The organism is Geodermatophilus siccatus (assembly GCF_900103785.1).
GTDB classification, from domain to species: domain Bacteria; phylum Actinomycetota; class Actinomycetes; order Mycobacteriales; family Geodermatophilaceae; genus Geodermatophilus; species Geodermatophilus siccatus.
Genome location: NZ_FNHE01000010.1, coordinates 176,348 through 189,090, shown reverse-complemented (window position 1 = coordinate 189,090; position 12,743 = coordinate 176,348). Strand labels below are relative to the sequence as shown.

Below are 12,743 nucleotides of genomic sequence, written 5' to 3'. Positions count from 1 at the left end.
CCCCCCCCCCCCACGGCCCCGCCGCGAGGTTCGCCCCGAGCGTGCGGGGGGTGAGGAGGACGGGGTCCTCCCGCTGGAGGAGGCCGTTCCCGTCGGTCACCGGGGCGGCGGCACGAGCACCGACCAGCCGTGCCGCCGCACCCGCCAGGTCCGCGCCCGGACGCCCTCCTCGACCTCGCCGTCCGCATCGAGGTCGACCGGCCCCCCGGAGATCGACACCTGACGGCCGCGCACCACCAGGACGTCGGGCCGGTCGACGTGCTCGCCGCTCGTGAGCGCCGCCGCGAAGGCGGCGCGGGCCACCGGACCGGTCGCGATCGAGACCACCACGTCGGCCAGCCCGTCGTCCGGCTCGGCCCGCGGGGCCAGCGGCGTCCCGCCGCCGATGGAGCGCCCCGTGCAGACGCCGAGCATCAGCACGTCACAGGTGCCGTCGGCCGCCCACCCCTCCGACGGGTGCGTCGCCACCCGGCCGTCGACCTCCACCCGCAGCGGCCAGCCGGGGCTGCTGACGCCGGCCACCGCCGCGCCCACCGGGTAGGCGGCGACGCCGAGCCGCTCCTTCAGCCGGTCGGCCTGCGCGCCGGCCCGCGCCCCCACGCCCGCGTGCACCGCGTTGACCACCAGGCCACCGGCGTCGTCGTCGAGCAGGTCCAGCGGCCGGGGCCGCCCGGCGAGAACGGCGGCCGCCCCCGCGTCCGGTTCCAGCGGCAGGCCCAGGGTCCGTGCGAGGTCGTTGCCGGTGCCCCGGGCGACGATGCCGACCGGCTCGGCCGGGTCGAGGCCGCCCACCCGCTCCAGCGCCCTGGCGACGGCGTGCACCGACCCGTCCCCGCCGAGCACCACGAGCCGGCGTCCGTCCCGGGCGACGACCGCGGCGTCCAGCTCGGCCGCCGACCCGGTCGCGACCACCTCGGTGTCGGCTCCGGCGCGCAGCGTCCGCACCGCCGCCTCGACCGCGTCGTCCTCCGCCGTGCCCGCGGCCCGGTTGACCACCAGCAGCAGTCGAGGCGTCCCGCTCACCGCCGCACCGTAGCCGGGGCGGCGAGCGGGACGCCTCTGCGGATCGCGACCGGTCGCTCAGGCGGACTCGGTGCGCAGCCGCTCGTCGCCGCTCTCGGTCCGCAGGGCCACCTCGCGGATGAAGAGGATGGCCACCACCGCGACCACCGCCACCGCGGCGGAGACGGCGAAGATGCGCCCGGTGGCGTCGCCGTAGGCCGCCGCGATCAGCGCCCGGACGGCCGGCGGCGCGTCGGCCAGGTCGGCCAGCCCCGCCCCGCCGGCGCCCTGCGCGGCACCGGGCAGGCCGGCCAGGGCCTGCCGGATCAGCTCGCTGGCGCGGGAGTCGAGCACCGCGCCGAGGACGGCGACGCCGATGGTGCCGCCGAGGCTGCGGAAGAAGGCGACCGCCGAGCTCGCCGCACCCAGGTCGCGGGCGGCGACGGTGTTCTGCACGGCGAGCACCAGGTTCTGCATCGTCATGCCGATGCCCACACCGAGGACGAACAGGAAGGCGCCGAGCAGCACCATGTCCGTCCCGTGGTCGATCGTGCCGAGCAGCGCGAAGCCGAGGACGACGAGCAGCGACCCCGCGACGAGGTGGCCCTTCCACCGCCCGGACCGGGTGATGAGGATGCCCGACACCGTCGAGGACAGCAGCAGCCCGCCGACCATCGGCAGCGTCAGCAGGCCGGCCGCGGTCGGCGAGTAGCCGCGGGAGATCTGCAGGTACTGGCCGAGGAAGACCGACGAGCCGAACATCGCCACACCGATCGCGATGCTGGCCAGGATCGACAGCGTCGTCGTCCGGTCGCGGAAGAGCTGCAGCGGGACGACCGGCTCGGCCGCGCGCAGCTCGGTGACGACGAACGCGACCACGGCCAGCAGCCCGCCGCCGACGAACAGCGCCGTCTCCAGGGACGCCCACGCGAAGGTGTCACCGGCCAGGGTGACCCAGATGAGCAGCGCGGAGACGCCGGCGGTGAGGAACGCCGCCCCCAGGTAGTCGATGCGGACGTCGCGCTTGGTCACCGGCAGGTGCAGGGTGCGCTGCAGCAGCACCAGGGCGACGACGGCGAACGGCACGCCGACGTAGAAGCACCACCGCCAGCCCAGCCAGCTGGTGTCGACGAGCAGGCCGCCGATGAGCGGGCCGCCGACCGTGGCCGCCGCCATGACCGCGCCGATGAGACCGGAGTACCGGCCGCGCTCGCGGGGGCTGATCATCGCGGCCATCGCGATCTGCATCAGCGCCTGGACGCCGCCGAGGCCGAGGCCCTGCAGCACCCGCCAGGCGATCAGCGTCTCGACCGACTGGGCCAGGCCCGCCAGCATCGAGCCGACGATGAACACCACGATGGAGACCTGGATCAGCAGCTTCTTGCTGTAGAGGTCGGAGAGCTTGCCCCAGATCGGGGTCGAGGCGGTCGAGGCCAGCAGCGTCGCGGTGACCACCCAGGTGTACTGGCCCTGCGTGCCGCGCAGCTCGGTGATGATCGTCGGCAGGGCGTTGGAGACGACGGTCGAGGACAGGAACGCCACGAACATCGCCAGCAACATCCCGGACAGCGCCGAGAGGATCTGCCGGTGGGTCATCCGCCCCTGCTGCTCGACAGGGGCGGCGTCGCCGAGGGGGATGCCGGCAGGCGCCGGGGTGGGGACGGCCGCGGTGCGGTCGTCGTGGGTGGTGGTGGCCACGGTTCTCCTGGTCTGGCGGGTGCGGGCGGGAGGCGGTGGGAGGGGGCCGCGGGTCACGCGGCGGTGGCGGGCGCCCGCTCGAGGTCGGCCGCGAGCCGCTCCAACAGCCCGGACAGCAACCGCGCGTCGTCCTCGTCCCAGCCGGCCAGCGCGGTCCCGGCCCACCGGGCGCGCAGCGCACGGGTGACGGCCAGGGCCCTCGCGCCCTCGTCGGTGAGGTGCATCAGGCTGGCGCGGCCGTCGTGCGGGTCGGGCCGGCGCTCGACGTAGCCGGACCGCTCGAGGGTCGCCAGCTGCCGGCTGGCGACGGAGACGTCGACGCCGGCCCGCGCCGCCAGGGCGCTGCAGCGCTGCTCGCCGTCCTGTTCCAGGGGCACGAGCAGCGCCCAGCCGAACGAGGGCAGGTCGCCGTACAGGGAGTCCGCGGCACGGACGCTCAGGTGGCGGCCGCTGCGGACGACACGGGCCAGGCCGGAGGTCAGCCGGTCACGGGTCTCGGGGGTGATGGACACGTCGCCGTCCTCGACAGGGGGTACTTGCCTCGTGCAACCATACGGATGTTTGGTTGCGGTAGGCAACTTGTTGCCCTGTGAGGGCGCCCACCCTCAGCGGCCGAGCCGGTCGACGCCCCAGCCGAGCTCGGAGGCCAGCGCGGCCGCCGCGGACTGCAGCAGGGGCACCACCCGGGGCACGGCGTCGAGCCCCAGCCGACCGGCCGGCCCGGAGACGGAGATCGCCCCGGCCGCGGAGCCGCCGGGCACGGGCACCGCGACGCACCGCACGCCGGCCTCCTGCTCGCCGTCGTCGAGGGCGTAGCCCTGTTCGGCGACGCCCGGCAGCTGGGCCAGCAGCTCGTCGGGGTCGGTCACCGTGCGGTCGGTGCGCGCCGGCATGCCGCCCTGCACGAGCAGCCGGCGCGCCGTCTCCGGCGGCATCTGGGCCAGCAGCACCTTGCCCACGCCGGTGCAGTGCAGGTGCACCCGCCGGCCGACCTCGGTGAACATCCGCATCGAGTGCCGGGAGGGCACCTGGGCGGCGTAGACGACCCGGTCGCCGTCGAGCATCGCCATGTTGGCGGTCTCGCCGATGGTGTCGACGAGCCGGGAGAGGTGCGGCTGGGCCCACGTGGCCAGCACCCGCGACGAGCACTCCCCCAGGTGGATCAGCCGGGGGCCCAGCACGTAGCGCCGCGACGGCAGCTGGCGCACGTAGCCGCGGGCCACCAGCGTGCGCACCAGCCGGTGGATGGTCGACACCGCCAGGCCGCTGTCGGTGGCCAGCCGGCTGATCGCGACCTCGCCGTCGGCGTCGGCCATGAGCTCGAGCAGGAGGAAGGCGCGGTCCAGCGACTGCACGCCGTCCACGGTCCCGCCAGCGGCCATGGGCCCTCTCCCCTCGTTCCGCCCGTTCGGGTTCCGGACCATGGGCACCTCGGGTTGAAAAGCGTGATGGGTCCCACTACTTTTCCATTAACCAGACAACGTGTTCCACGATGCGGAATGAGAGTACTCCGACCTCCCGTCCAGCGGAATTGGTCGGCGCCCAGCACAGCGACTCAGGGAGATCCATGAGCACCATCGCCGGCGTGGACGGTCTCGAGATCACCGGCCCGATCGAGGACCGGTTCGACGAGATCCTCACCCCCCGGGCGCTCGAGCTCGTCGCCCTCCTCCACCGCGAGCTCAACGGGCGCCGGCTCGAGCGGCTCGCGGCCCGGCAGGAGCGGGTGCGCGCCCTGGCCGACGGGGCCAGCCTGGGCTTCCTCGAGGAGACCCGGTCCATCCGCGAGGACGACTCCTGGCAGGTGGCCCACCCCGCGCCCGGCCTGGTCGACCGCCGGGTCGAGATGACCGGTCCCACCGACCGGAAGATGACGATCAACGCGCTGAACTCCGGCGCGAAGTGCTGGCTGGCCGACCAGGAGGACGCCAACTCCCCGCTGTGGACCAACGTGGTCAACGGCCCGCTGAACCTGATGGACTCCATCGACGGCACGCTGGAGTTCACCAGCCCGGAGGGCAAGGAGTACCGCGTCCGCGACGACGTGGAGCTGCCCACGATCATCGTGCGCCCGCGCGGCTGGCACCTCCCCGAGAAGCACATCACCGTCGACGGCGAGCAGACCTCCGGCAGCCTGGTCGACTTCGCGCTGTACCTGGCCAGCTGCGGCCAGAAGCAGATCGACCGCGGCCAGGGTCCGTACTTCTACCTGCCGAAGATGGAGAGCCACCTCGAGGCGCGGCTCTGGAACGACGCCTTCAACCTGGCGCAGGACCACCTGGGCATCCCGCGCGGCACCATCCGCGCGACGGTCCTCATCGAGACCTACCCCGCGGCGTTCGAGATGGAGGAGATCCTCCACGAGCTGCGCGAGCACTCCGCCGGCCTCAACGCCGGCCGCTGGGACTACATGTTCAGCGTCGTCAAGACCTTCCGGACCCGGGGTGAGGACTTCCTCCTCCCCGACCGCAACTCCGTGACGATGACCGTGCCGTTCATGCGCGCCTACACCGAGCTGTTGGTCCGCACCTGCCACAAGCGCGGCGCGCACGCCATCGGTGGCATGGCCGCGTTCATCCCCTCCAAGGACCCGGCGGTCAACGAGCAGGCCTTCGCCAAGGTCCGGGCCGACAAGGAGCGCGAGGCCAACGACGGCTTCGACGGCTCCTGGGTGGCCCACCCGGGCATGGTCGAGCTCTGCAAGGAGGTCTTCACCGCCGTCCTCGGAGAGCGCCCCAACCAGATCGACAAGAAGCGCGAGGACATGCAGGTGACGGCCGAGCAGCTGCTCGACGTCCGCTCCACCCCGGGTGAGATCACCGAGGCGGGCCTGCGCAGCAACATCAGCGTCGGCATCCAGTACATCGAGTCGTGGCTGCGGGGCTCCGGCGCCGTCGGCATCAACAACCTCATGGAGGACGCCGCCACCGCCGAGATCTCCCGCAGCCAGGTCTGGCAGTGGCTGCACAACGGGGTGCAGCTCTCGAACGGCGAGACGGTCACCCGCGAGCTGGTGGAGCGGATCACCGACGAGGAGATGAAGGCCATCGCCGAGGCCCGCGGCGACTCCTTCGCCTCCGGCCGCTGGGACGACGCCCGCGCGCTGTTCCTGGAGATGGCGGTGTCCGACGAGTACTCCGACTTCCTGACCCTGCCGGCCTACGAGCGCATGCCGTGACCCTGGCCCACCTTCCCACCGAGCGGATGCTGTGAGGACGCCATGACCGCCATCGCCGAGCCAGTTCTCTCCGACCGCACCACCGCCCTGGCCGAGCGGCTGCGGACCGCGGTCGGCACCGAGCGGGTGCTCACCGACCGCGCGCAGGTGCGCACGTACGAGTGCGACGGGCTGGCCAACTTCAAGGTCACCCCGGCGATCGTGGTGCTGGCCGAGAGCCGGCAGCACGTCGTCGACACGGTGCGGCTGTGCTCCGAGGCCGGCGTCCCCTTCGTGGCGCGCGGCTCGGGCACGGGTCTGTCCGGTGGCGCGCTGCCCAGCGCCGACGGCGTCCTGCTCGTGCTGTCGCGGCTGCGCAAGCTGTCCCCGGTGGACGCGGACAACCGCCAGGTCACCGTCGAGCCCGGGGTCATCAACCTGTGGGTCACCCGCGACGCGGCGCCCCACGACCTGGCCTACGCGCCCGACCCGTCGTCCCAGCTGGTCTGCTCGATCGGCGGGAACGTGGCCGAGAACGCCGGGGGCGCCCACTGCCTGAAGTACGGCTTCACGGTCAACCACGTCCTCGGCGCCGAGGTGGTGCTGCCGGACGGCGAGGTCGTGCACCTCGGCGGGCGCGCGCCCGAGCACCCCGGCTACGACCTGCTGGGCGCGTTCATCGGCAGCGAGGGCACCCTCGGTGTGGCCACCGAGCTGACCCTGCGGTTGATCCGGGTGCCGGAGGCCGTGCAGACCATGCTGGTGGGCTACTCCTCGGTCGAGGACGCGGCCGGCACGGTCAGCGACATCATCGCGGCCGGGATCCTGCCGGCCGCCGTCGAGATGATGGACGCGCTGGCCATCGAGGCCGCCGAGGCCGCGGTGAGCTGCGGGTACCCCGAGGGCGCGGTGGCGGTGCTGGTCATCGAGCTCGACGGCCCGCAGGTCGAGGTCGAGGCCCAGTTCCGGCAGGTCGAGGAGATCGCCCGGGCCCGCAACGCCTTCGAGATCCGCATCGCGGCCGACGACGCGGAGCGGGCGCTGATGTGGAAGGGCCGCAAGTCGGCGTTCGCGGCGGTCGGCCGGATCAGCCCGAGCTACTTCGTCCAGGACGGCGTCATCCCCCGCACGAAGCTGCCCGAGGTGCTCGCCGAGATCGAACGCATGGCCGACGAGCGGGGCCTGCGCGTGGCCAACGTGTTCCACGCCGGCGACGGCAACCTGCACCCGCTCGTGCTGTTCGACGACGCGGTCGAGGGCCAGGCCCACGAGGCCGAGGAGCTGGCCGGCGCCATCCTCGAGCTCTGCATCACCTCCGGCGGCTCGATCACCGGCGAGCACGGGGTCGGCCAGGAGAAGCGGATGAAGATGGGCAAGCAGTTCACACCCGAGGACCTCGACACCATGCAGCTGCTGCGGTGCGCCTTCGACCCCGACGGCGTCGCCAACCCGGGCAAGGTCTTCCCGACCCCGCGGTTGTGCGGCGAGCGGCCCGGCGTCCGGAAGGGCGAGCACCCGGTGCAGGCAGCCGGCCTGGGCGAGGTCTTCTGATGACCGCCGTCACCGACACCCGTCGAGCCGGCGGACCCGACGACGCGGTCGGTGGCGTGGTCCCGCGCGAGGTGGTCCGGCCCACCACGGTCGACCAGGTCGCCGAGGTCGTGAGGGCCGCGGCGGCCGACGGGCGCTCCGTCGTCCCGGTCGGCGGGCGCAGCAAGCTGACCTGGGCTCCACCGCCGGAGTCCTGCGACCTCCTGCTGGACCTCACCGGCCTCGACCGGGTCGTCGAGCACGTGGCGGGCGACCTCACCGTCGTGGCCGAGGCCGGGGTGCGCCTGGCCGACCTGCAGGCGCAGGTGGGCCGGGCCGGCCAGCTGCTCGGCCTGGACCCGCCCGAGGACGGCGCCACGCTGGGCGGCGTGGTGAGCGCGAACGCGTCGGGTCCGCGCCGGCTGCGGTACGGCACCACGCGTGACCTGCTCATCGGCATCACCGTGGTCCTCGCCGACGGCACCGTGGCGCACGCGGGCGGCAAGGTCGTCAAGAACGTCGCCGGGTACGACCTCGGCAAGCTGTTCACGGGCGCCCACGGGACGCTCGGCGTCGTGGTCTCCACCACGTGGCGGCTGCACCCGGTGCCGCCGGCGCGCCGGGTGGTCACGCTCCAGCTGCCGGACACCGCGGCTGCCGGTCCCCTGTCGGTCGCGCTGGCCCGCTCGACGCTCACTCCCTCGGCCGTGGAGCTGATCGCCGCGGCCGACGGCACCGCACGACTGGTCGTGCTGTTCGAGTCCATCGCGGAATCGGTGGCCGGGCAGGCCCGGGCCGCCGTCGCCCTGCTCGGCGGCGGCGAGGAGTCCGAGGACCTGCCGGAGGACTTCGGCCGGCGGCCCGGCGGTGCGGACGACGTGCTGCTGCGGCTGGCCTACGCACCGGCATCGCTCTCGGCGGTGCTGGGCGCGCTCCCCGCCGGGACGGCGGTGGCCGCGCACGCCGCCACGGGCGTGTCCTACGCGGCGGTCCCGGCCGCGGAGGCGGCCGAGGCGCTGCCCCGGCTGCGTGCCGCGATCGCCCCGCACGACGGGACCGCGGTGGTCCTGCGTGCGCCTGACGCCGTCCGCGAGCGCCTGGACCACTGGGGTCCGGTCGGCGACTCGCTGGACCTGATGCGGCGGGTCAAGGAGAGGTTCGACCCCGAGCGGCGGATGTCGCCGGGCCGGTTCGTCGGAGGGTTGTAGATGACGGAGATCACGCCGGGCAGTCACGACCGGGGCGACTCGCCCCCGCCCGGGTCCCCCGGCGCGTCGCCGAACGTCGGCCCGGTGCGCGACTCGGTCGCCGACCTGCCGCCCGACTCGCCGACCGGCGCGGTCCGCGGGGCCGACGAGGCGCCGGCCGCGGTGGTCGGGGCCCGCCGTCCGCTCGACATCGGCCAGGACATCGACCTGCCGGCCGGCACCGGGGCCGCCACCGTGGGCACCCCGACCCTGCTCGGCGTGCCGACGACGCGGCAGGCCGTCCAGCCGGCCTTCGACGAGCACCACCCGCCGGACCCGGCACTCATCGGCGACTGCGTGCACTGCGGGTTCTGCCTGCCCACCTGCCCCACGTACGTGCTCTGGGGCGAGGAGATGGACAGCCCCCGAGGACGCATCTACCTCATGAAGGAGGCGCTGGAGGGCGAGCCGCTCGACGACTCGATGGTCCGCCACTTCGACCAGTGCCTCGGCTGCATGGCCTGCGTGACGGCCTGCCCGTCCGGCGTCCAGTACGACAAGCTCATCGAGGCCACGCGCCCGCAGATCGAGCGGCGCTATCGGCGGTCGCGGGCCGAGAAGTTCTACCGCGACCTCATCTACAACCTGTTCCCCTACCCGAAGCGGCTGCGCGCCCTGCGCGGGCCGCTGCGCGCCTACCAGGCCAGTCGGCTCGGCAGCCTGCTGACCCGCTCCGGGCTGATGAGCAAGCTGCCGGGCCCGCTGATGGCCATGGAGTCGCTGGCGCCCAAGCTCGGCCCGGTGGAGCGCGTCCCCGAGCGGACGCCGGCCGTGGGCCAGCGGCGCGCGGTCGTCGGGCTGCTGGCCGGCTGCGTGCAGGGGACGTTCTTCCCCGACGTGAACGCCGCGACCGTGCGGGTGCTGGCCGCCGAGGGCTGCGACGTCATCGTGCCCCGGAGCCAGGGCTGCTGCGGGGCCCTGCCCGGCCACGGCGGGCGGGAGGAGCAGGCCCTCGACTTCGCCAAGCGGACGATCGAGACCTTCGAGCGGGCCGGCGTCGACCACGTCATCCTCAACGCCGCCGGCTGTGGCTCGAACGTCAAGGAGTACGGCCACCAGCTGCGCGACGAGCCGGAGTGGGCCGAGCGCGCCGAGGCCCTCGCGAAGAAGGCCCGGGACATCAGCGAGTTCATCGTCGAGCTGGGCCCGGTCGCCGAGCGGCACCCGCTGCCCATGACCGTGGCCTACCAGGACGCCTGCCACCTGGCCCACGCGCAGGGCATCCGCGAGGAGCCGCGGAAGGTGCTGCGCGGGATCCCGGGCGTGGAGCTCAGGCAGCTCACCGAGGCCGAGCTGTGCTGCGGCAGCGCCGGTACCTACAACATGCTGCAGCCCGAGCCGGCACGCGAGCTCGGCGAGCGCAAGGCGGCCGCCGTCCTCGCCACCGGCGCGGACCTGATGGTGACCGCCAACCCCGGTTGCTGGATGCAGGTCGCGACCACGCTGGCCCGCATGGGCAAGCGGATGCCGGTCGCGCACACGGTGCAGGTGCTGGACGCCTCGATCCGCGGGGTGCCCGTGGAGGAACTGCTCGACCGGGCGCTCAACGGCCCCGGCACCGCCCTGGCCCGTCCCGTCGCCACGGACGGGTGAAAAAGGCCCCCCTGCTACCCGCCAGCTCGCAGCGGGCCCCGCAGGGGGGCCGGCCCTGCTCCACACTGAACCGCCCCACGTCCACCCACCCAGCCTCGCACCCTCACGCCGAGGGAAGGAGCCCCGTTGTTCGAGCAGGTCGTCGACCCTGTCGGTGGGTCACTCGCACTGAGCGCGCTGGTGGCAGCGATACCGCTGCTCACCCTGTTCGTGCTCCTCGGTGCACTGAAGGTCAAGGCGTGGATGGCCGGGCTGATCTCCCTGGCCGTCGCGATCGTCCTGGCCATCGTGGCGTTCCGGATGCCGGTCGGACAGTCGCTGCTGTCGGCGTCCGAGGGCGCCGCGTTCGGCTTCTTCCCGATCCTGTGGATCGTCATCAACGCGATCTGGGTCTACAACCTCACCGTCGCCACGGGGCACTTCGACGTGCTGCGGCGCTCGTTCGAGAAGGTCAGCCCCGACCAGCGGATCCAGGCCATCATCATCGCCTTCTGCTTCGGCGCCCTCCTCGAGGCGCTGGCCGGCTTCGGGACCCCGGTCGCCATCAGCGTCGTCATGCTCATGGCGCTGGGCTTCCAGCCGATGAAGGCCGCCGCGGTGGCGCTCATCGCCAACACCGCCCCGGTCGCCTTCGGCGCGCTCGCCACGCCGATCGTGACGCTGGCCACGGTCACCTCCGGCGTCAGCGACGACGCCCGGCTCACCATCGACACCCTGGGTGCCATGGCCGGCCGGCAGACGCCGATCCTGGCCGCGTTCGTGCCCCTGGTGCTGGTCTTCGTCGTCGACGGCAAGCGCGGGCTGCGCGACACCTGGCGCGAGGCGCTGGCCGGCGGTCTGGCGTTCGGCGTCGCCCAGTTCGTCGCCGCGAACTACATCTCGGTGCCGCTGACCGACATCATCGCCGCGCTCGTCGCCGCGGCCGCCGTCGTCGCGGTCGTCCGCATGCGCAAGGCCGCCTACGAGCCGGTCACCGCGGCCACCCTGGCCGGCGGCGGCGTCGGCACCGTGGCCGCCGGGTCCGGCGGCACCCGCGGCCGGGGCGGGGTCGGCGCGACCGCCGGCGAGCAGCTCGGCGACGCCCCGGGCGACCAGGCCCCGCGCGACCCGCACGCCCCGGCCGTCGGTACGGACGCACCCGTGGTCCCCGACACTCGGGCCGAGGTCGTCAAGGCCTACGCCCCGTACGGGATCATCATCGTCATCTTCGCGCTGGCCAACCTCGGCCCGGTGAAGGCGGCGCTGGCCCAGGCGCCGTGGACGACGTCCTTCGCCTGGCCGGGCCTGAACGTGTTCGCGGCCGGCTCGGACACCGAGCTGTCCTCCACGACGTTCTCGTTCAACTGGTTCCCGGCCGCCGGCACCCTGATGATCTTCGCCGGCATCCTCACCATGCTGGTCCTGCGGATCTCCCCCGGGCGGGCGCTGAAGGCCTACGTCGACACCTATCGCGAGCTGAAGTGGGCCATCGTCACCGTCATGGCGGTGCTCGCGCTGGCCTACGTGCTCAACCAGTCGGGCATGACCAGCCACCTCGGCCGGCTGCTGGCCGAGACCGGCGGCTTCTTCGCCTTCCTCTCCCCCATCCTGGGTTGGATCGGCGTCGCGGTGACCGGCTCGGACACCTCCGCCAACGCGCTGTTCGGCGCGCTGCAGGTGCAGGCGGCGACCAACGCCGGTCTCGACCCGGTGCTGCTGGCCGCGGCCAACTCCTCCGGCGGCGTCATGGGCAAGATGGTCAGCCCGCAGAACCTGGCCATCGCGGCCGCAGCGGTCGGCATGGCCGGCCGGGAGGGTGAGCTGTTCCGGAAGGTGTTCGGCTGGAGCATGCTGCTCCTGCTGCTCATGTGCCTGATCGTGGTCCTGCAGGCCTCCCCGGTGCTGGGCTGGATGGTCCCGGGTTCGTGACCTGACCCGCTGACACGACGGCGCCCCCGTACCCGGCCGGGTACGGGGGCGCTGTCGTCCGCGGTTCCGTCCAGGGCCCCGCCCTGAGCTCGCGGAGGGTGCGAGGACGGGGTCCTCCGTTCAGCCGTCCTCGGCCTCGCGGGCCTCGCCGAGCCGGTTCAGCCGGGCCAGGAGCTCGCCGAGCGTGGCGACGTCCTCGGTCGGCCAGTCCGCGAGGTCGGCCTCCCAGCGGGCCCGCCGGGCGTCCCGGATGCGGGACAGCCGGGCCGCACCCTCCGGGGAGGTGCTGAGCACCTGGGCGCGGCCGTCGGCCGGGTCGGCCTCGCGGGTCACCAGGCCCAGCGCGACCAGCGTGGAGACCTGGCGGCTGACCGTGCTCTTGTCGAGCCCCAGCCGGGCCACCAGGTCACTGGCGCGCAGCGGGCCGGCGTCCTGCAGCAGCGCCAGGAGCCCGTAGGCGGCGCCGTCCAGGTCGGGGTGCAGCTCCCGGGACAGGCGGGCGGAGATGGCCCGGGAGCGGCGCAGCAGCAGGCCGATCTCCCGCTCCACCTGCACGTAGGCCTCGTGCGTGTCCACCGGGGTCACGGCACCTCCTCGCCGGCGCTCGT

10 protein-coding genes are annotated in these 12,743 nt (G+C 73.8%); 5 read left to right on the top strand and 5 right to left on the bottom strand.

Annotated elements, in window-relative coordinates:
• Positions 1 to 96: 96 nt before the first annotated feature.
• The 4 genes from BLS21_RS18545 to BLS21_RS18530 form a co-directional block, all read right to left on the bottom strand.
• Positions 97 to 1,023: a diacylglycerol/lipid kinase family protein gene (locus BLS21_RS18545; RefSeq protein ID WP_091221853.1), complete on the bottom strand. Its 927-nt coding sequence runs from the start codon at positions 1,021 to 1,023 to the stop codon at positions 97 to 99.
• 57 nt (positions 1,024 to 1,080) lie between these two features.
• Positions 1,081 to 2,700 (bottom strand): MDR family MFS transporter, encoded by a 1,620-nt coding sequence (locus tag BLS21_RS18540; protein WP_091221850.1) that lies wholly within the window; start codon positions 2,698 to 2,700, stop codon positions 1,081 to 1,083.
• 53 nt (positions 2,701 to 2,753) lie between these two features.
• Positions 2,754 to 3,212, bottom strand: coding sequence for a MarR family winged helix-turn-helix transcriptional regulator (locus BLS21_RS18535; protein ID WP_091221848.1), 459 nt, complete (start codon positions 3,210 to 3,212; stop codon positions 2,754 to 2,756).
• Positions 3,213 to 3,305: 93 nt separating this feature from the next.
• Positions 3,306 to 4,082, bottom strand: a complete 777-nt coding sequence (locus BLS21_RS18530; RefSeq protein ID WP_091221845.1) for an IclR family transcriptional regulator — start codon at positions 4,080 to 4,082, stop codon at positions 3,306 to 3,308.
• A gap of 185 nt (positions 4,083 to 4,267) precedes the next feature.
• Here BLS21_RS18530 and aceB point away from each other — a divergent pair, with 185 nt between their 5' ends.
• From aceB to BLS21_RS18505, 5 genes are all read left to right on the top strand, one after another.
• Positions 4,268 to 5,878 carry a malate synthase A gene (gene aceB / locus BLS21_RS18525; RefSeq protein WP_091221843.1) on the top strand — a complete coding sequence of 537 codons (1,611 nt, stop codon included), beginning with the start codon at positions 4,268 to 4,270 and terminating at the stop codon, positions 5,876 to 5,878.
• Positions 5,879 to 5,920: 42 nt separating this feature from the next.
• Positions 5,921 to 7,408, top strand: coding sequence for an FAD-linked oxidase C-terminal domain-containing protein (locus tag BLS21_RS18520; protein ID WP_091221841.1), 1,488 nt, complete (start codon positions 5,921 to 5,923; stop codon positions 7,406 to 7,408).
• Complete coding sequence (locus BLS21_RS18515) at positions 7,408 to 8,595, top strand: FAD-binding oxidoreductase (RefSeq protein WP_091221839.1); 1,188 nt, start codon at positions 7,408 to 7,410, stop codon at positions 8,593 to 8,595. Before BLS21_RS18520 ends, BLS21_RS18515 begins: the two co-directional genes overlap by 1 nt.
• Positions 8,596 to 10,227, top strand: a complete 1,632-nt coding sequence (gene glcF / locus BLS21_RS18510; RefSeq protein WP_175479631.1) for a glycolate oxidase subunit GlcF — start codon at positions 8,596 to 8,598, stop codon at positions 10,225 to 10,227.
• Positions 10,228 to 10,407: 180 nt separating this feature from the next.
• The gene (locus BLS21_RS18505) at positions 10,408 to 12,135 is read left to right on the top strand and encodes an L-lactate permease (RefSeq protein ID WP_245700553.1); all 1,728 of its coding nucleotides are present in this window, start codon (positions 10,408 to 10,410) and stop codon (positions 12,133 to 12,135) included.
• A gap of 120 nt (positions 12,136 to 12,255) precedes the next feature.
• On the opposite strand, the gene BLS21_RS18500 is transcribed toward BLS21_RS18505, so the two are convergent.
• Positions 12,256 to 12,720, bottom strand: coding sequence for a MarR family winged helix-turn-helix transcriptional regulator (locus BLS21_RS18500; protein WP_091221834.1), 465 nt, complete (start codon positions 12,718 to 12,720; stop codon positions 12,256 to 12,258).
• Positions 12,721 to 12,743: the final 23 nt, after the last annotated feature.

What these genes read in the sequence shown, in the direction of transcription:
- aceB (WP_091221843.1), top strand. Translation starts at nt 4,268, where the DNA reads ATGAGCACCATCGCCGGCGTGGACGGTCTCGAGATCACCGGCCCGATC.
- BLS21_RS18530 (WP_091221845.1), bottom strand. Translation starts at nt 4,082, where the DNA reads ATGGCCGCTGGCGGGACCGTGGACGGCGTGCAGTCGCTGGACCGCGCC.
- glcF (WP_175479631.1), top strand. Translation starts at nt 8,596, where the DNA reads ATGACGGAGATCACGCCGGGCAGTCACGACCGGGGCGACTCGCCCCCG.
- BLS21_RS18515 (WP_091221839.1), top strand. Translation starts at nt 7,408, where the DNA reads ATGACCGCCGTCACCGACACCCGTCGAGCCGGCGGACCCGACGACGCG.
- BLS21_RS18520 (WP_091221841.1), top strand. Translation starts at nt 5,921, where the DNA reads ATGACCGCCATCGCCGAGCCAGTTCTCTCCGACCGCACCACCGCCCTG.